The following is an 18,571-nucleotide window of genomic DNA, read 5'->3' as shown; positions in this document are numbered from 1 at the left end:
CGTTCGAATAGCTGGAAAGAGAGGCAAGGCGGCGGCGCCGCCCTGCCGGTGCAATTCGGATCAGGTACCCGATTTGACCTTGGTCCACAGACGCGTCACGACCCGCTGTGTTTTCGCCGGATAAGGTGTCGTGATGTACAGGTTCTGCATCGTGGCATCATCCGGATAGATGGCCGGATCGCCGATCACGTCCTCTTCCAGAAATTCCTGAGACGCTTTGTTGCCATTGGCGTAATACACATAGTTCGATGCCGCCGCCATGTTGTTGGCGTCCAGAATGAAGTTGAGGAACGTGTGTGCGCCTTCGGGATTTGGAGCATCGACAGGAATTGCCATCTGGTCGAACCACATCAGCGACCCTTCGGCGAAGGGGTGGTATTCAATCTCTACACCGTTATCTGCTTCTGCAGCACGGTCGCGTGCCTGAAGGATGTCACCCGACCAGCCCACAGCAACGCAGATATCGCCGTTTGCCAGTGCATTGATGTATTCCGAGCTGTGGAATTTCTGGATATGCGGGCGGACCGCCGTCAGAACCGCTTCGGTCTTGCCAATCACGTCCGCGTCGTGGCTGTCGGGGTTTTCACCAAGGTATTGCAGCACCATGGGAATGATCTCGGCCGGGGCATCCAGGAAATGCACGCCGCAAGTGGCCAGCTTTTCCATGTTCTCGGGCTTCAAGACCAGATCCATGCTGTTCAGAGCAACGTCGTCGCCCAGAACCTCTTTGACCTTACCGACATTCACGCCGATCCCGGTTGTTCCCCACATGTAGTTGATCGAATACGCGTTGTCCGGGTCATAACCGGCGGTTCGCTCTTCGATTACATCCCAAAGGTTTCCGGCGTTCGAAAGCTTGCTTTGGTCCAGCTGCTGAAACGCGCCGGCCTGGATCTGGCGCTGAAGGAATGTACCTGACGGCACCACCACATCATAGCCCGAACCACCAGCCAGCATCTTGGTTTCCAGAACCTCGTTGCTGTCAAACACGTCATAGATCAGGGTCAGACCTGTTTCTGCTTCGAATTTGCTCAGCAGTTCTTCGTCGATGTAGTCGGACCAGTTGTAAACACGCACCTCTTCAGCAAATGCCGCCGAAGTCCCCAATGCGATGACCGCCGTCATAGTCAGCGTTTTGATTGTCATATTCTTCTCCCTGCAAGTGTACGGGTATTTTCCCGTTTTTTTGGATTTGATCAAGTTTTGCGTTTTCCCTCGATCCAGCGTATGGTTTCACGTGGCCAGTCACCTGACAAGTCAGGCTTAGTCGAAATGGGAAGAACCAATTGGATTTGATCAAAAATAAGGCATATGCGCCGTCGACCGAAGGGGGCAAACAACCCGCGCATGAGCAGGTTTACCAAACACTCAGATCACAGATTCTGTTCGGTGAACTGGTCCCAGGTCAGCCCGTCACAATCCAGGGCCTGACTGATTCGCTGGGTGTTGGGATGACTCCGGTCCGCGAAGCGATTCGCCGGTTGATCTCGGATGGAGGGTTGGTTTTCCAGGGCAATCGGCGCGTCAGTGTACCGCTGCTGAACTCGAACGATATTGAAGAGATGATCTTCGCCAGAATTTCAATAGAATCAGAGCTTTCCAGACGTGCAACCGCCAACCTGAAAACGCAGGACATTGATCACCTGGAACGCCTGGACAGGCATTTGGATCGCATGATCGCCGATGGTGATGTCGGTGGCTATCTGCGTTTGAACCAAGCTTTTCACGAAACGCTGTATTCTTACGCAAACGCGCCGATCCTCAGTGATCTGGCTGAAAGACTTTGGTTGCGGTTTGGCCCCTCTTTGCGTGTTGTCTGCGGGCGCTTCGGCACACAGAGCCTTCCGGATCGGCACAAGGACATTATTGCCGCTTTGCGCGCCGGTGACGCAGAAATGACTGCAAAGGCAACCGCTCAGGACATCGAACAGGGTATGGACCTGATGGCGGAGGCATTGACGTCTGTCTGATCTAACTTGATTCGATTGACAGGAAAAAATTTGATCATATTGTGTTCGCCAACTGCGTTCTTGTAGGAGATTCTCCGATGTCTACCATCACCAACCACATGCCGACCGCCGAATTGCAGGCGCTGGATGCCGCGCATCACATTCACCCTTTCTCGGCCAATGGTGCGCTGGGGAAGGAAGGGGCGCGCGTGATCACACGTGCCAATGGTGTTTATCTGACCGACAGCGAAGGCGAGGAAATTCTGGATGCAATGGCAGGCCTGTGGTGCGTCAATATCGGATATGGGCGTGATGAGCTGGCCGATGTTGCCGCGCGCCAGATGCGCGAGTTGCCCTATTACAACACCTTCTTCAAAACGACCCACGTCCCCGCGATTGCTTTAGCCGCCAAGATTGCCGAACTGGCCCCGGGCGATCTGAACCATGTCTTTTTCGCAGCAGGCGGGTCCGAGGCAAACGATACCAATATCCGCCTCGTGCGCACCTACTGGGCCCAGAAGGGCCAGCCAGACAAGAACATCATCATCAGCCGCAAGAACGCCTATCACGGCTCATCCGTGGGCTCAGCCTCGCTGGGTGGTATGGCCGGGATGCACGCGCAGGGCGGCATTCCGATCCCGAATATCCACCACATCAACCAACCCAACTGGTGGGCCGAAGGCGGCGACATGTCGCCCGAAGAATTCGGTCTGGCCCGCGCGCGCGAGCTGGAAGAGGCGATTGAAGAGTTGGGTGAAGACCGGGTCGCCGCCTTTATCGCCGAGCCGGTTCAGGGTGCAGGCGGCGTGATCGTCGCGCCCGATACATACTGGCCGGAAATTCAGCGTATCTGCGACAAGTACGATATCCTGCTGATAGCCGACGAGGTCATCTGCGGATTTGGCCGGACAGGCAACTGGTTCGGATCGGAAACCGTTGGCATCAAACCGCATATCATGACCATCGCAAAGGGCCTTAGCTCGGGCTATGCACCCATCGGCGGGTCCATCGTGAACGACGAAATCGCCGAAGTGATCGGCGGTACCGAATTCAATCACGGCTATACCTATTCCGGCCACCCGGTCGCGGCTGCCGTGGCGTTGGAGAACCTGCGCATCCTCGAAGAAGAGAAGATCGTTGAGCACGTGCGCGACGTTGCCGCCCCCTATCTGAAAGAGAAATGGGAGGCACTGGCAGATCATCCGCTGGTGGGTGAGGCCAAGATCGTTGGCATGATGGCCTCCATCGCGCTGACCCCGGACAAAGCAAGCCGCGCCAAATTCGCATCCGAACCCGGCACGGTCGGCTATATCTGCCGTGATCGGTGCTTTGCCAATAACCTGATCATGCGCCACGTCGGCGACCGGATGATCATTTCACCCCCGCTGATCCTGACACCTGCGGATATCGACGAGATGTTCGTGCGGATCTACAAGTCGCTGGACGAAGCGCAGGCCGAGATCATTGCACAAGGGCTGATGAAAGCCGCATCTTGATTTAGCGACTTATGCGTCTTCAAAGGCGGCCCATTCGGGCCGCCTTTTCTTTACCGTAACCTCTCCAGCAGGTTTGGCGTGGGGTATCCGTCCGGGACCAGCCCCTGCGCCATTTGATACGCCCGAACCGCGTTGATCGTATTTGGCCCGGTACGCCCGTCGACACCCTTTGTGTCAAAGCCCGCATCCGTCAGACGGGTCTGAAGTTCCTTTTTCTCGGCAAAGCTCAGCACCCGGTCGCCGCGCGGCCAGTCGGATTGAAACGGTGCGCCCCCTGCAAGCCGGTCGGACAGATGCCCGATGCCAATCACATAGGCGTCGGCCCCGTTATACGTCTCGATCACGTTGAAATTGTCAAAGATCATCAGCGCAACGCCCTGACTTCCCGCCGGAAGCAGGATAGCGGCCTTCCCATGATCCGGCACGACGGTACCATCCCGCGCCACGACACCCTGAGCGGCCCATTCAGACGGCATCAGCGTAAAATCGCGACGGGCTGAGGCGTAATCGAAATCGGTCGGCAGACGAACCTCCACGCCCCACGGCTGACCCCTGGTCCAACCATGCCGCGCCAGATAAGACGCCGCCGAAGCCAGCGCATCCGTCGGGTCATCCGACCAGATGTCCCGCCGGCCATCACCGTCAAAATCCACCGCGTGATCCAGATATGACGTGGGCATGAATTGTGTATGCCCCATTGCGCCCGCCCAACTGCCAAGCATGTTGCCGGCGCTGATATCGCCAGCCTGCACGATCCGCAGGGCAGCGACCAACTGCGTTTCAAAGAATTGTGCCCGCCGCGCATCAAAGGCTAGCGTTGCCAATGAACGAAGCGTTGGACTGCTGCCGCGATAAGACCCGAAAGAGGTTTCAAGCCCCCAGATGGCAGCGACCACCTCTTTTTCGACACCGTATTCAGCCTCGATCCGGTTCAACACCTGCCGATGCCGCTGCAGGGCGGCGCGCCCGTTCGACAGGCGCGTTTCCGACACTGCGGTTTCAAGATACTCCCAGATGGGTTTCGAAAACTCAGCCTGATTGCGATCCCGTTCCAGGACATCTTCGTCATAGCTCATCCCCGAAAACACCTGAGTCAGTGTTCCCTGCGAAATGCCCTGCCGCCGCGCGCGTCCCTGAAAGGCGCCAAGCCAGGACTGAAACCGTGCCGTTGTCGCAGAAACCACGGGCAAGGCCTCAATCAACGGGCGCGGGACCGGACGGATCGAAACGGTCACATCCGCCGAAGCCAGTAGCAGCGCTTCGCGTGAAATCCCGCTGTCTGCCCATCTGGTGTTTTCTGTTGTTTCCGCCTGCACTATGGATGCCCACAATGCGACGGTCATGACGCCGCCTACGCATTTTCGCATTCCGTTTTTTCCTGATTACTGCTCGACCACAGGGTAGCGCAGAATCAGAAATTCACAAAGTGCTCAGACGTTCGCCTCTCGCTCCTGCGCAGCACGCTCTGCCCGAATGCGTTCCAATGCCTCGCGCAGCAGGGGCACGCGGTTCGGCCTGAAACTTTGTTCCGTCACTGACATGTCCTGCAAGCGATCCAACCGGAAAACGCGAAAATCCTGTCGCAGGTGGCACCAGCCCAACAACACGTTCGAGTGATCCAGATAGACGATGCTCAAAGGGTTGACGCGCCTGTGCGTAGCGTCGCCTTTCGCGTCCGTATAGAAAAACTCGACCGCGCGCTCATCCCACGTCGCCTGCCGCAGAGTGGCCACGTCAATCGTGGGCTCAGGCGGGCGGTTGAACCGTGTAGCTGCCAGAACCGCATGGCTGAGCCGGTGGGACTGGCGTTGCGGCAAGCGTCCCTGAAGTTTCCGCAGGGCCGTGCCCGCTGCGCCCGACAAAGCCGGATCGCCAATCACCTGAACTTCGCGCAGGCCCAGAACCAACGCTTCAAGCTCATCATCAGTGAACCCCAATGGGGGCAGGGTTGCGTCCTCGATCAGCGTAAAGCCAAACCCCGCTTCGCCATCAATCACGGCACCCAGTCCGCGCAATGCATCAATATCCCGATGAATTGTTCGGGCCGAAACACCCAAATCCTGCGCTAACTGTTCGGATGTTCTGGGCGAAGGGCCAGAACGCAGGGCTTGCATCAGTTGGAACAAACGGGCGGTGCGGGACATGATGTATTATAGCTTATCCCTAATGACAGAAACTGTCATTAGGCCCCGATACTCAGTCAGCACCCCATAACACGGAGCCTTATAATGCTGACCCTTCTCACCTTCCCCTCTGCCTTCGGCCTGTTCAGTGCCAGCCCCTTCTGCGTCAAGACAGCATTGATGCTTCAGCAGTCCGGCCAGACCTGGCAGCGCTCGGACATGCTTGACCCCCGTAAGATGCCCCACCAGAAGCTGCCCGTTTTGCGGACGCCGGAACGCCTAGTCCCGGACAGCGACCTGATCCGCGATTGGTTGGAACAGCAGGGCGCGGATTTCGACAAAGGGTTGACGGATGTCGAAAAGGCGCAGTCCCGCGCCCTGGTGCGCATGGCCGAAGAGCATCTGTATTTTCATATCGTTCTAGATCGCTGGGGCAATGACCAAGTCTGGCCGATCTTGCGAGATACGTTCTTTACCGGAATTCCGGCGTTGATCCGAAAACCCGCATCCAATGCGATCCGGAAATCCGTTCTGAAGGGGATCACGTCGCAGGGAATCGGGCGGTTTTCGCTGTCCGAACGGCTGGACCGGGTCGAACGTGACCTCGAGGCGATCTCGGCCTATCTGTGGCAATCCTCTTTCCTGCTTGGGGACCGGCCGACATCGGCTGACATGAGCGTTGGTCCAATGCTTGCAGCGATGCGCGCCACACCTGCGGACACCCCCCTGACCCGCCGGATCAAACAGGATAACCTGCTAAACAGCTACGTGGATCGGTTGGAACAGGCGATACCAATTGCATGAAACCCTTTGAAAACCCTTTGGTCGCTTCGGCCTTTGAAGCCCTGCCCCCGCAAATCCGTGCGGGGGCTCTGGCCTTGCGGGCGCTTGTGTTTGACACGGCAGCCTCTCTGCCTGCCGCCCCCACGGTGCAAGAGGAACTGCGGTGGGGTCAGCCCGCCTATCTTGCGCCCAAGGGGTCAACGATCCGGCTGGGCGCGCACAAGTCGGCAAGTTTCGCCTTGTTTGTGCACTGCCGAACCCGGTTGATAAGCGATTTCACATCCGCCTTTCCGGGCGAGGACCAGATAGATGGGAACCGTGCCGTTCTGTTTGATGACACTACACAAATCGATCCAACACGCCACGGATGGCTGATTGCCCGGGCGTTGACCTATCACCTCTGACGGCGTTTGCGTTCGACCTTGCGCTTGATCTTGTCTTTCTTGCGCTTGGTGCTGATCGCTTTGCGCCGGGATGATCGCCCTTTTGGCCCTTGTCCGCGCGGCAGGGCCTGGTCGTCAATGGACAGCAGCTCCAGCTCCAACCCGCCGGTCACTGGTGTCGCTTCGGTCAGTCGAACGGTGACACGTTGACCAATGGCGATAGTCAGCCCCGTGTCCGCCCCCATAAGTGTCCCGGCCTCGCGGTCGAAATGGAAAAACTCGCGCCCAAGTGATCGCACCGGAACCAAGCCATCCGCACCGGTTTCGTCCATTTTGACAAAAGCACCAAACCGGGCAATGCCGCTGATCCGGCCCGTGAATTCATTGCCGACTCGCTCGCTCAGATACGCGGCCAGATAGCGGTCAGTCGTGTCCCGTTCAGCCATCATGGATCGGCGTTCAGTATCCGAGATATGAGTGGCCGTTTCTTCGAGCCGGGTAATCTCGTCTTCTGTCAAACCGTCCGTGCCCCAACCGTGGGCCGAGATCAGCGCCCGATGCACGACCAGATCGGCATAGCGCCGGATAGGAGAGGTGAAATGCGCGTAGTTCCGCAGCGCCAGCCCGAAATGGCCGAAGTTTTCTGGGTTGTAATATGCCTGTGCCATTGACCGCAGAGTGGTCAGGTTGATCAGTTCCGCATCCTCGGTCCCGGCGGCGGCGTTCAGCAGCGCATTCAGGTGGCGGGTTTGCAGCACCTGCCCCTTGGCGAGGTTCAATCCGGCAGCCTGCGCCGTTTCCCGCAGGCTTTCCAGTTTCTCGGGCGCGGGTTCCTCGTGCACGCGGAACAGCAGCGGACGGCGCTTGGCGATCAGTGTCTCCGCAGCCGAGACATTGGCGAGGATCATGAACTCTTCGATCAACCGATGCGCATCCAACCGGTCACGGAACGCCACGCTTTCAACATGACCCGTTTCGCTGAGCACGATCTTACGCTCGGGCAGGTCCAGTTCCAGCGGCTGTCGCACAGCCCGCGCTTTCTTCAGCGCGGCATAGGCGGCATAAAGCGGTTTCAAGACCGTCTCCACCAATGGCCCGGTGCGGTCGTTCGGGTTGCCGTCGATGGCCTCCTGCACTTCGGCATAGTTTAGCGACGCGACCGAACGCATCAACCCCCGCACGAAACGATGACCAATCTTGTTACCGTCCGCGTCAATCTGCATCCGCACAGCGATACAGGCACGCGGGACGCCTTCATGCAGGGAACACAGATCACCCGACAGACGATCAGGCAGCATCGGGACCACTCGGTCAGGGAAATAACTTGAATTGCCCCGCTTGCGCGCCTCGCGGTCCAGGGCCGAGCCGGGCAGCACATAAGCAGCAACATCGGCGATAGCGACCCAGATCACATGTCCACCAGGGTTCTTGGGGTCTTCATCCGCGTGCGCGTAGCAGGCATCATCACGATCACGCGCATCCGAGGGGTCGATGGTCAGCAGCGGCATGTCCCGCAGGTCCTCGCGGCCCTTCAGGCCAACGGGTTTGGCATTGTCTGCTTCGGCTATGACCTTGTCGGGAAAGTCATCCGGGATACCGTGCTGATGGATCGCGATCAGCGAAACAGCCTTGGGCGCGGTCGGATCACCCAGCCGTTCAACGATGCGCGCGCGCGGCAGGCCCATGCGGTTTTTCGGCCCGGCCTGTTCGGCCTCGACCAATTCGCCGTCTTTGGCACCATGCACCGCGCCATCGGCAACCAGCCATTCGGTCTGGCCTGCCTTGTCGATAGGGACGATTCTGCCCCCTTCGGCCCCTTTACGGAATATGCCCACGATCTTGCGCGGGTTGGTTCCGATCCGGCGGATCAGACGCGCTTCGTAATTGTGATCTTCCTCGTGCACGACGGTCAGGCGGGCCAGAATACGGTCACCCTCGCCCAAGGCCGGGTCGCTGGCCCGCGCGATGATCAGAACGATGGGCTCGACCCCTTCGCCATGCCATTCCAGTGGTCGGGCGAACAGATCACCATCGGCATTCGGCTCTTTCACCTGCAAGACACTGACAGGTGGAAGACGGTCCGGATCGCGATAGTTGCGTTTGCGTTTTTCAAGATGCCCTTCGGCCTCAAGCTCTTTGAGAATGCGCTTGAGGTCAATACGATCCGCGCCCTTGATGCCAAAGGCTTTGGCGATATCGCGCTTCGAGGTCAGGGTGGGGTTCGCCGAGATCCAGTCAAGGACCTCCTGCTTGGTAGGGATGCGAGTCATGCTTCCGGCGTAGCACGCGTTTGCGACCGCGTCATGACCAAAAAACCTCAGGGTTTCAGATCAGCGACCGTATCCACATCGCGCAGCTGGTCCAGCAGGGTCACACGGCAGTTTGGGATTGAGGCAAGTGTGTCGGCCAATGCATGTTCTGTGGACCAGCGCACATCGTGGAACAGACCTGCGGGCAGCGCGCCATAGCGCTGCGCACCGACCAGCCAATAGCCGCCATCCGGCGCGGGGCCGAACACCATCTGGGATCGCCCAAGCGCACCAAATGCACGGGCAATATGTGCACGCGAAATACCCGGAATATCCGCACCAATCAGGCAAACCGGCCCCTTGGGCATTCCGCACAACATCCGCTTCATCCGGCCACCCAGGTCACCGGACCCCTGCGGCGCGCGTGGCAGGTCATCGGGCCAGACACGGCTTACAAGGCCTTCTGCATCGGGCGACACGGCCAGCACAATCTGCCAACGGGGATCACGTAGCCTGCTGATCAAGGCGCGGGTCTGATGCCGAAACCACCACGCGGCACCAACCATGCCGATATCGCGCCCCAGCCGCGTCTTGACACGACCCGGTCTGGGTTCCTTGACCATGATCACCAATGTGCGTTGCATGGATCAGGCGAAATAATCCGTCAGGATACGGGTATAGATCGATTTGAGCTGCTCGATCTGCGCAACCTCAACGCACTCGTCCACCTGATGCATCGTGCGCCCGACCAAGCCGAACTCCACCACCGGGCAATGGTCTTTGACAAAGCGCGCGTCCGAGGTGCCGCCGGTTGTCGACAGCTCAGGCGTAACGCCGGTTTCGGCTTCGACCGCTTTGGCCACCAGATCCGACAAAGGCCCCGGCGGGGTCAGAAAACTTTCACCCGAAATACTGATCGTGACACCGATTTCGACACCGTACTGAGCTGCCACCTGATCCGCCTCTGACTGCAACCAGTCACTCAGGCTTGCCCCGGAATGCAGATCGTTAAAGCGGATATTGACCGCGCCGCTGCATTGCGCCGGGATCACGTTGGTCGCGGCGTTTCCAGTGTCGATGGTGACAACAGCCAGTGTGGAGGCGTCGAAATGGTCCGTGCCCTGATCCAGTTCATGACTGGCAAGCCGATCCATCAGCCGCGCCATTGCGGGCAGCGGGTTTTTGGCCCGATGGGGATAAGCCGAATGCCCCTGCACACCTGTAATCTTAAACCACGCAGTCATTGAGCCCCGACGGCCGATCTTGATCATCTCACCCATTTTGTTCGGGCATGTTGGCTCACCTACCAGACAGACCGACATACGCTCACCCGCGCCTTTCATGTAATCGAGAAGCGCAGTGGTGCCGTCCAACGCATCGCCTTCCTCATCACCGGTAATCGTCAGGACAATTGCCCCGTCCGGCGGGGTGTCACGCACGAAATCCATTGCCGCAGCCGCAAAAGCCGCAACTCCGGATTTCATATCGGTGGTGCCGCGCCCATACATCACACCATCCCGCACTTCGGCCCCGAAGGGCGGCGCAGTCCAGGCAGCTTCGTCGCCGACAGGGACGACGTCCGTGTGACCATTGAATCCGAAACTGCGCGCATGACCTTTCTGCCCCCAACGCGCGAAAAGGTTGCTGATGCCGCCGCGATCAACGCGCGTGCATTCGAAACCTGCCTCCGACAGCACCGCCTCAAGCAAAACAAGTGCTCCGCCTTCTGAAGGTGTGACCGAAGGGCAACGGATCAGTTCGGCTGTCAATTGGACGGGATCAGTCATGCGGGGGCCTCTGGAACTGTGTCTGACGCGGGTTCGCGCACAGATTCAACGATTTGGCCGGTTTTCCAACCCCAATCCGTAAAAAAACGGTCATCCAAATATTTAGATGTCAAAGCGACACCCCAATAAAACATGGCACTTTACCCTGCGACCACCTTGCCGCCCGCCACAAATTCGCGTTACAGGGCCGCGAAACAGGTGAATTGAATATGAAGCGCGCCTTCTTCGCACTGATCTGCCTGACTTTCGCCGTCATCGCACAGCAAAGCCTGGCACAGTCCCTTTCGGTCACAACCGTGACCCGCCCGCCATTTTCCTATGTCGAGGATGGCGACGAAACCGGCTTCTCTATGGATTTGCTGGCGGCTTTGGCCAAGGCTCTGAACTGGGACTACACGGTCAACCGCGTCGAGGCGTTTTCTGACATGTTGGGTGCCGTGCAGAGCGGATCTGCAGACCTTGCCATCGCCAATATCTCGATCACCGCCCTGCGTGAAACGCAAATGGATTTCTCTCAGCCGATCTTCGAAGCGGGTCTTCAGATCATGGTACCCTCGGACGCGGTACGAAAACCATCGCTGTTGCAGGCCCTGCTCTCGAAAGAACTGTTCATCGCCATAGGGCTGGCCTTTGCCATTCTCCTCGGTGGCGGCATGTTGATGTGGAGCTTTGAACGCCGCGCCCAACCCTATTTCGACCGCGACTTGAACGAAGCGTGGTTCCCATCGTTCTGGTGGGCGCTGAACTTGGTTGTGAATGGCGGCTTCGAAGAGCGAATGCCGCGCACTCCGTTCGGTCGAATGTTGGGTGTCGTGCTGGTGGTGTCATCCTTGTTCATCGTTTCGGTGTTCACCGCCCGTATCACCTCGGTCATGACCGTGGACGCCATTACCGGCAGCGTGAATTCGGTGAACGACCTGTACGGCAAGACTGTCGGGACAATATCAGGGTCGACAGCGGCCAGTTTTCTGAACCGGCGCGAGATCGAGTTTACCAGCTATCCGGGGTTGAATGAGATGCTGGACGCTTTCAAGGCCGAAGATCTGGATGCCGTCGTATTCGACGCGCCGATCCTGTCCTATTTTGCGGCCCATGAAGGGCGGCGCATTGCGTCGATGACAGGTGGTGTTTTCCTGCGCGAAAACTACGGCATCGCTTTCCCGACCGGATCACCTCTGGTCGAGGATGTAAACCAGGCATTGCTTGGCTTGCGCGAAGACGGAACCTATGACGAAATCTATCGCAAGTGGTTCGGATCGCGGAACTAGGCCTGCGCCTCGTCTCCGAAAAACGGTGTCATCTGCGCGACGATCACTGCGTTTTCATCCAATGCTCTTTGCATCAGCGCACGTTCGTCCGCCTCGATATCGTGACCTTGCGCTTCACGCTCGGCCAATGTGCCGTATCCGGTGACATCCAGCGGTGCGGTGTCGGCCTGCTTCAGGATCGCGACCGTCTCACGCACGGCCTCGGCCTCATCCACGCCGCTGGCATAGCACATTAGCGCCGCGCCGGTCGCCCCATCGGGCAGCCCGTCGCCCTCCTTGCGGCCAATCTGGACCAGAAGGGTATAGACTTGCTGACGCGAGGGTTTCTTTTGCTTCTCCATGCACCGGGCCATAGCCCCGCGCCAGTTCGCGGTCAAGCAGCCAACAATTGCAGGAGCCCCGCCTTGCCCCCATAGTACCCGGAATAAACCGATCCCGAATACAAAGGACGCCTTCATGCCCTACCCAGATTTCATAGCGAGTTTTCCCAGCCTCGACGTACCGTTCCCCGACGACGTGGTGCAAACGGCCGTGATCCGGTCGGATGCAGGATTGGTGGCGTTCTTTACGTTTCTTCAGGATTTCGAATTGCCCTTACATTCTCACAAAGCCCAATGGGGCATAGTGGTGGAGGGTGAGATTGAATTGACCATCGACGGGCAGACCCGGACCTACCGCTCGGGCGACAGTTATTCGATCCCATCAGGCGTGGAACATGGCGGCAAAATCAAGGCTGGCACACGGGTCATAGATGTTTTCGAGGAACCGGACCGATATCCGATCAAGGGATAAGCTGGGTGAGAGACTCAGTGAACGCGAGTCTCGGCCTCCCTCATTGATTGAAGGCCTCCGGCCTGAAAAGCTGTTGAGTTGAATCCGGCACTTTTGCGCCAGTCTTCCTCTTCATTTTGGGCCAATTCCCGCTAGCCGGGACACGACGCCAGCAATTCACAACTAAGCGTCGATGCCGACCCTACGCTGTGGGTACTGCATAAGTCATTTTCAAAGGAGAGTTGAGATGAGTGTTCTGTCCAGATTGATGACAACAACAGCAAGCGTGATTGTACTTTCCGGTATACCGGCTGTTGCAATTCTGTCCTTTGTAACAAGTGATGCTGCTTATGCCCAAGAAGCGGGCGGTGAAGGCGGCGAAGCCATCGGTGGCGGCGAGGCCGAAGGCGGCGCGCAGACCGAAGGCGGAGGTGAATCCGGCAGCGATGGTGAGGCCGAAGGTGGCAGTGAAACCGAGGGCGGTAGCGATTCCGAAGGCGGTAGTGAGGCCGAAAGCGGAGGCGAATCCGGCGGCGATGGTGAATCCGGAGGTGGCGGCGAGGCCGAAGGCGGTGGTGAGGCCGATGGTGCGGAAACCAATGCAGGAAGCACAGAAGTGGAAGCCATGCAGGGTGAGAGCCGCTAAGCAGCACTTCAAGGCAGGCTAGGGCCACAAGCTTGGTATCTGCCTTAGCCGACCTGACCCAAAGAACAAATAAGGCCGGAGCGTAACTGCTCCGGCCTTATGACATTCCCAGAACGATCAGTCCCGCAGCAATTCGTTGATGCCCGTTTTCGAGCGGGTCTTTTCGTCAACCCGCTTCACGATCACCGCGCAATAGAGACTGACATTGTTCTTTGACGGCATGGAACCCGCGACCACAACCGAATAGGGCGGAACCTCGCCATACATGACTTCTCCGGTTTCGCGGTCCACGATTTTGGTGGACTTACCAATGAACACTCCCATCCCCAGAACCGAGCCTTCGCGGACGATACATCCCTCGACCACTTCCGAACGCGCGCCGATAAAGCAATTGTCTTCAATGATGGTTGGGCCAGCCTGCATCGGCTCAAGCACTCCGCCAATGCCAACGCCGCCCGACAGGTGCACATTCTTGCCAATCTGCGCGCAGGATCCGACGGTGGCCCAGGTATCAACCATCGTGCCTTCGTCAACATAGGCCCCGAGGTTCACGAAAGACGGCATCAGCACCACGCTCGGTGCAATATATGCCGACTTGCGAACCACACAGTTTGGAACCGCGCGGAACCCGGCAGACCGCCACTGGTTTTCACCCCAACCGGCGAACTTGCTGTCTACCTTGTCCCACCAGCCGCCGTCCTGCGGACCGCCCGGCTGGATTTCCATGTCCTTGATACGGAAGCCCAGCAGAACCGCCTTTTTGGCCCATTGATTTACGTGCCAGTCACCGGTTTCCAGCTTTTCCGCCACGCGTAACGAGCCACTGTCCAGCGCATTCAGCGTGTCCTCGATCGCCTCGCGCTGCTCGCCTGTTGTGGCGGGCGTGATGGTCTCGCGTGCCTCCCAGGCGGCTTCGATGGCGGCTTCCAGTTGCGCGTTGGACATGGGGTGTCTCCCTACAGAATCTGTTCACGTTGATTTGGCCTATACGCAAGCCCGACCCATGGCGCAATGCGACGTAGACGGGCCCAATTGCGTCTGAGGCAAAGGGTCATCAGCTTGCGCGCCGGATATGGCGGGTCAGGATCGCCGTTGCTGTGGCCATTTCCTTGCGCTTCAACGCCCGCACGATGGCCGCATGATCCGTGTCAGCCCGTTGCACCCATTTCAACCGCCATTGCGCGAACAAATGGCGTGCGCTTGCGATATGCAGATCGTCGATTGCGTGCAAAAGCCGAGGCAACCCGCAAGGTGTCAGGATGGCGCGATGAAACGTTCTGTTCAGAGCCTCCCATTGCGGCATCGACTGCGCCTCGTCACAGGCGATGCGTGCGTTTTCGATCTTCTCCAGCGCGACCGGAGACATGTTTTGCATCGATTGCTGCAACGCCAGCGTTTCCAACGCCACGCGCATTTCGATCACCTCCCGAACCTCTGCCGGGTCCAGCGCCGTAACCCGCATTCCCTTGCGTGGTTCATGCCGGGCCAACCCATGCGCCTCAAGCCGCAACAAGGCTTCGCGCACCGGAACATGGCTGGTATCGAAGGTTCGGGCAATATGATCCTGCCGCAGCTTTTCACCGGCCGCCAGCTCTCCGGTGATGATCCGCTGGCTGAGGCTTTGGTAAATCGTGTCGGAAATCATTGCAGTCATGGATTATAGATAAAATCCACCATCCACAACCACAACCCGATAATTTACCCAGCGAACGGGTCCGGCGCGATATTTGCACCGCACACCAGAACGGCCACGCGTTCACCCGGTTCAGGCCGATACGCACCCGAGGTCAAGGCTGCCAATGCGGTCGCGCCCGCAGGTTCTACCAGAATGCGATGCGCGCGCCAAAGCGCCAGTTGTGCCGCAGCGATGGCATCGTCAGACACCAGAACCGAACTCATACCCTGTGCCAGTTCAAAACAGATTTCGCCGATCCGCCGCGCGCCCAGCGCGTTTGCGGCGATCCCCGACACGGAAACATCGACCGGTTCACCAGCGCGCAACGCTGCATTCAACGCACAGGACGTTTCCGGCTCGACCGCCACAACCTTGCGCGCGCCACCGAACCAGGCCAGCGCCCCTGCAATCAGCCCGCCGCCGCCAACAGCGACCAGTACCGTATCCGCCTGCAAGCCCTGGGCGTCCCATTCGGCAAAACAGGTCCCTTGCCCCGCCACCGTGGCCGGGGCGTCATAAGCATGTATCTGCATTGCACCCGTCATTGCCTCATGCTCTTGCGCTGCGGTCAGCGCGTTCGCGTATTCACCGGAAACAACACTCAGGTCGGCACCGGTTTGCCGGATCAGTGCGATCTTGGACGGGCCCGCCAGTTCCGGCACAAATATTTTTGCAGGATACCCCAGCGTCTGCGCGGCATAGGCCGCCGCCGCACCATGATTGCCACCGGATGCGGCGACCACACCCGCAGCCGGCACGTCCGAGCTGAGCAGCGTATTGAACGCACCCCGCGCCTTGAAACTGCCGGTATGCTGCATGTGCTCGAGTTTCAGCTCAACCGGATAGCCGGGAATGTTGCTTTCCATAACCGGGGTTACCTGCGCATAACCCGCGATGCGGTCCCGTGCTGCCGATATTTCACTTTTCCAATTCATTCTCGTCTTTCCGTGACTGGCACTCTGCCCGCGAACCCTATAGCTGTTTGTCAAACACGCAAGCAGGGATCGATCAACGATGAGAGAAGACCGCCACAGTCCGTTTCGCGATGCGCAGACCGACCGCTCGACCGCAAAAGAGGTTCCGGACACACCGCAAACACGCTCTCCGGCCTACCGTCTGGCTTTCGCGGATGACGAGTTTCTGTGCCGGGACGAGCTGCGCCCTGTACGCTTGCAGCTTGAGTTGCTGAAACCCGAAATGATCATGACCGAGCGTGAGATCACGTCGACCATCGTCATGTTCGGCGGTGCCCGCATTCCCGAACCTTCGCAAAAGCACACCGCGCGGACAGAAACCCTGGCCGGTCTGTCGAAATATTATGATGAGGCACGCGAATTCGCGCGACTGATGACCGTGAAATCGAAAGAAACCGGATGCCGCGAGAATGTGATCGTCACTGGCGGCGGCCCCGGTGTAATGGAAGCTGGCAATCGCGGTGCACACGAAGCAGGCGGGTGCTCGATCGGGCTGAACATCGTGCTTCCGCACGAACAGGCGCCAAACAGTTTCGTGACGCCAGATCTCAGCTTTAATTTCCACTATTTTGCGATCCGCAAAATGCACTTCCTGATGCGCGCCCGCGCCATCACCATCTTTCCCGGTGGGTTTGGGACGCTGGATGAACTGTTCGAATCCCTGACCCTGATCCAGACCGGCAGAATGGATCGTGTGCCTTTCCTGCTGTTTGGCCGCGCGTTCTGGGAAAAGGTCATCAACTGGGACGCACTGGCGGATGCCGGTACGATCTCGGACGAGGATCTGGACCTGTTCCGCTTTGTCGATACCGCGCAGGAGGCGGCCGAGATCATCGAGAACTGGGAACCCGCCCCGCCCCGCGACGAAATTCCGGGGCGCTGAGCGATGAAAACTCCAAAGACAGGCGAAATGCTCCACCTGCGTGGCAACGCGTTGTCAAAAGGCGAACCCGTCGCCCTTCCACTGACGCAAAGCAGCATGTTCCATCTGCCCGGTGCGCCGGACGGCCACCCGACCTATGGCCGTGTCGATAACCCCACCTGGGTACATCTTGAGCATGTTTTGTCGCATCTGGAAGACGCGCCTTGTCGCAGCTTCCCGTCCGGCATGGCCGCGATTTCTGCGGCTCTGTTTGCAACGGTGCAAGCCGGTTCGCGCCTTCTGATCCCTTCGGACGGGTACTATGTCACCCGTCTGCTGGCGGACCTGTTCCTTTCGCGTCTTGGCGTGACAGTTGAAGAGCGACCGACCACTGCGTTTGCCGAAGGTGGTTTTGACGGGTTTGACGTTGTGTTCGCCGAAAGCCCTTCGAACCCCGGTCTGGACATGATTGACCTGAAAGTTATAGCCGAACAGGTGCGGTCTGCTGGCGGGGTGACGATTGCCGACAATACGACGATGACACCGCTGGGTCAGCGCCCGTTGGATTTGGGCATCGACGTGGTCGTGTCGTCCGACACCAAGGCGATGGGCGGGCATTCCGACATGCTGATGGGTCACGTGGCCAGCCGCAACAGTGACATCATGGAACGGGTCGAGGAATGGCGGAGAGTCTCCGGCTCAATCCCCGGACCGCATGAGGCATGGCTGTTGCATCGCGGGTTGGAAACGCTGGATGTCCGGTTCGACCGGATGTGCAACTCGGCTCAGGTAATAGCGGAACGGTTGGCAGGTCACCCGGCGGTCAAACAGGTCCGCTATCCTGGGCTGGCCGATGATCCATCACACACACTGGCGCAGGCACAAACGGCACGGTTCGGATTTCTGCTATCCTTGACTTTGGAAAGCGAAGACAAGGCCGAAGCCTTCATCAACACTTGCCCGCTTTTGCGCCCCGCCACCTCATTCGGTGGTGTTCACAGCTCGGCCGAGCGCCGCGCGCGCTGGGGCGATAGTGTCGACCCGGCCTTCATCCGCCTGTCCGTTGGATGCGAACCGGTGGACGAACTGTGGAAGGCGATCGAGGCCAGCCTGAACGCGCTGTGATTACTTCTTCGCGGCACGCAGGTCCTTGAAAACGTAGATCGGCAGTACCACGCTGGCGATCAGCGCCCCCAGCCAGACAAGCAGCGTCGCCGCCAGCAGGTTCGAGATACCGCCAACGGTCAGCCCCGACGCGATGAGGTCGGTCACCAGCAGGCCCACAAATGTTACGACCAGAGCGATCCCGCCTTTCAATGCGGGCGCTTTCTTTTCGCCAAGCTTCAGTATCAAGGGCTCGGCGATCACCTGAACGACGGTGAAAACAATCACAACCACGATAAATGAGATCGGTTTGATCGCGAAACCGGACAGTATCAGCGAAGCCAGCAACAGCCCGATGGCATTGCCGGCCAGCAGGGCCAAAGCGGATTTGATTCTGCGCGACATGGGATGGCCTCCGTCAATCTACAATCAGAAATATGAAGATATTAGCAGGCTTCTGAGTTTTTTCGAGACAATTCAATCGCCTCTTCCTTTTGACCC

The 18,571-nt window shown here is 58.7% G+C and carries 20 protein-coding genes; 9 read left to right on the top strand and 11 right to left on the bottom strand.

Features of this window, described 5'->3' with window-relative positions; translation table 11 throughout:
* Positions 1–60 precede the first annotated feature (60 nt).
* Positions 61–1,146: a polyamine ABC transporter substrate-binding protein gene (locus ACR0CE_RS15030; protein WP_267363696.1), complete on the bottom strand. Its 1,086-nt coding sequence runs from the start codon at positions 1,144–1,146 to the stop codon at positions 61–63.
* Positions 1,147–1,286: 140 nt separating this feature from the next.
* On the opposite strand from ACR0CE_RS15030, the gene ACR0CE_RS15025 reads away from it, so the two are divergent.
* Together ACR0CE_RS15025 and ACR0CE_RS15020 are read left to right on the top strand one after the other, a co-directional pair.
* Positions 1,287–1,970, top strand: a complete 684-nt coding sequence (locus tag ACR0CE_RS15025) for a GntR family transcriptional regulator (protein WP_480484143.1) — start codon at positions 1,287–1,289, stop codon at positions 1,968–1,970.
* Positions 1,971–2,047: 77 nt separating this feature from the next.
* On the top strand, positions 2,048–3,445 hold the full coding sequence (locus tag ACR0CE_RS15020) for an aspartate aminotransferase family protein (RefSeq protein ID WP_480588361.1): 1,398 nt from the start codon (positions 2,048–2,050) through the stop codon (positions 3,443–3,445).
* Between the two features lie 50 nt (positions 3,446–3,495).
* Here ACR0CE_RS15020 and ACR0CE_RS15015 read toward each other — a convergent pair whose 3' ends face one another.
* Positions 3,496–4,788, bottom strand: a complete 1,293-nt coding sequence (locus tag ACR0CE_RS15015; protein WP_480833080.1) for a lytic murein transglycosylase — start codon at positions 4,786–4,788, stop codon at positions 3,496–3,498.
* 87 nt (positions 4,789–4,875) lie between these two features.
* Entirely contained in the window at positions 4,876–5,589 is a 714-nt protein-coding gene (locus tag ACR0CE_RS15010) for a helix-turn-helix transcriptional regulator (RefSeq protein ID WP_480484146.1), read from the bottom strand.
* A gap of 84 nt (positions 5,590–5,673) precedes the next feature.
* Here ACR0CE_RS15010 and ACR0CE_RS15005 point away from each other — a divergent pair, with 84 nt between their 5' ends.
* Positions 5,674–6,372 (top strand): glutathione S-transferase family protein, encoded by a 699-nt coding sequence (locus tag ACR0CE_RS15005; protein ID WP_480833079.1) that lies wholly within the window; start codon positions 5,674–5,676, stop codon positions 6,370–6,372.
* On the top strand, positions 6,369–6,755 hold the full coding sequence (locus ACR0CE_RS15000; protein ID WP_480474187.1) for a DUF1801 domain-containing protein: 387 nt from the start codon (positions 6,369–6,371) through the stop codon (positions 6,753–6,755). Before ACR0CE_RS15005 ends, ACR0CE_RS15000 begins: the two co-directional genes overlap by 4 nt.
* On the opposite strand, the gene rnr is transcribed toward ACR0CE_RS15000, so the two are convergent.
* The 3 genes from rnr to dapE are packed head-to-tail and all read right to left on the bottom strand — an operon-like array spanning position 6,746 to position 10,770.
* Entirely contained in the window at positions 6,746–9,004 is a 2,259-nt protein-coding gene (gene rnr / locus ACR0CE_RS14995; RefSeq protein WP_480833078.1) for a ribonuclease R, read from the bottom strand. The genes ACR0CE_RS15000 and rnr overlap by 10 nt on opposite strands.
* Before the next feature lie 47 nt (positions 9,005–9,051).
* Complete coding sequence (locus ACR0CE_RS14990; protein ID WP_480833077.1) at positions 9,052–9,627, bottom strand: TIGR04282 family arsenosugar biosynthesis glycosyltransferase; 576 nt, start codon at positions 9,625–9,627, stop codon at positions 9,052–9,054.
* 3 nt (positions 9,628–9,630) lie between these two features.
* Positions 9,631–10,770, bottom strand: coding sequence for a succinyl-diaminopimelate desuccinylase (gene dapE / locus ACR0CE_RS14985; RefSeq protein ID WP_480833076.1), 1,140 nt, complete (start codon positions 10,768–10,770; stop codon positions 9,631–9,633).
* Between the two features lie 209 nt (positions 10,771–10,979).
* Here dapE and ACR0CE_RS14980 point away from each other — a divergent pair, with 209 nt between their 5' ends.
* Positions 10,980–12,038 carry a transporter substrate-binding domain-containing protein gene (locus ACR0CE_RS14980; RefSeq protein WP_480488553.1) on the top strand — a complete coding sequence of 353 codons (1,059 nt, stop codon included), beginning with the start codon at positions 10,980–10,982 and terminating at the stop codon, positions 12,036–12,038.
* Here ACR0CE_RS14980 and ACR0CE_RS14975 read toward each other — a convergent pair.
* Positions 12,035–12,379 carry a hypothetical protein gene (locus ACR0CE_RS14975; RefSeq protein ID WP_209598381.1) on the bottom strand — a complete coding sequence of 115 codons (345 nt, stop codon included), beginning with the start codon at positions 12,377–12,379 and terminating at the stop codon, positions 12,035–12,037. The two genes, ACR0CE_RS14980 and ACR0CE_RS14975, sit on opposite strands and share 4 nt — an antisense overlap.
* Before the next feature lie 115 nt (positions 12,380–12,494).
* Between ACR0CE_RS14975 and ACR0CE_RS14970 the strand changes: the two genes are divergently transcribed.
* Complete coding sequence (locus ACR0CE_RS14970) at positions 12,495–12,830, top strand: cupin domain-containing protein (RefSeq protein ID WP_480774119.1); 336 nt, start codon at positions 12,495–12,497, stop codon at positions 12,828–12,830.
* 226 nt (positions 12,831–13,056) lie between these two features.
* Positions 13,057–13,455, top strand: a complete 399-nt coding sequence (locus ACR0CE_RS14965) for a hypothetical protein (RefSeq protein WP_480833075.1) — start codon at positions 13,057–13,059, stop codon at positions 13,453–13,455.
* Positions 13,456–13,572: 117 nt separating this feature from the next.
* Here ACR0CE_RS14965 and dapD read toward each other — a convergent pair whose 3' ends face one another.
* The 3 genes from dapD to ACR0CE_RS14950 all read right to left on the bottom strand — a co-directional run bounded on the left by dapD (position 13,573) and on the right by ACR0CE_RS14950 (position 16,065).
* Positions 13,573–14,400 carry a 2,3,4,5-tetrahydropyridine-2,6-dicarboxylate N-succinyltransferase gene (gene dapD, locus ACR0CE_RS14960; RefSeq protein WP_480833074.1) on the bottom strand — a complete coding sequence of 276 codons (828 nt, stop codon included), beginning with the start codon at positions 14,398–14,400 and terminating at the stop codon, positions 13,573–13,575.
* Between the two features lie 109 nt (positions 14,401–14,509).
* Complete coding sequence (locus ACR0CE_RS14955) at positions 14,510–15,109, bottom strand: GntR family transcriptional regulator (RefSeq protein WP_209598385.1); 600 nt, start codon at positions 15,107–15,109, stop codon at positions 14,510–14,512.
* Between the two features lie 44 nt (positions 15,110–15,153).
* Positions 15,154–16,065: a threonine/serine dehydratase gene (locus ACR0CE_RS14950; protein WP_480833073.1), complete on the bottom strand. Its 912-nt coding sequence runs from the start codon at positions 16,063–16,065 to the stop codon at positions 15,154–15,156.
* Between the two features lie 79 nt (positions 16,066–16,144).
* On the opposite strand from ACR0CE_RS14950, the gene ACR0CE_RS14945 reads away from it, so the two are divergent.
* Both ACR0CE_RS14945 and ACR0CE_RS14940 read left to right on the top strand, forming a co-directional pair.
* Complete coding sequence (locus ACR0CE_RS14945; protein ID WP_267363716.1) at positions 16,145–16,987, top strand: LOG family protein; 843 nt, start codon at positions 16,145–16,147, stop codon at positions 16,985–16,987.
* A gap of 3 nt (positions 16,988–16,990) precedes the next feature.
* Positions 16,991–18,091 (top strand): cystathionine gamma-lyase, encoded by a 1,101-nt coding sequence (locus ACR0CE_RS14940; RefSeq protein ID WP_480833072.1) that lies wholly within the window; start codon positions 16,991–16,993, stop codon positions 18,089–18,091.
* Here the strand turns inward: ACR0CE_RS14940 and ACR0CE_RS14935 are convergent, their stop codons facing one another.
* Positions 18,092–18,475, bottom strand: a complete 384-nt coding sequence (locus ACR0CE_RS14935) for a hypothetical protein (RefSeq protein WP_267363718.1) — start codon at positions 18,473–18,475, stop codon at positions 18,092–18,094.
* Positions 18,476–18,571: the final 96 nt, after the last annotated feature.

It is taken from the genome of Ruegeria sp. L11 (assembly GCF_056531755.1).
The sequence above is the reverse complement of the archived record's forward strand: the minus strand, read 5'-3'. Positions and strand labels throughout refer to the sequence as shown.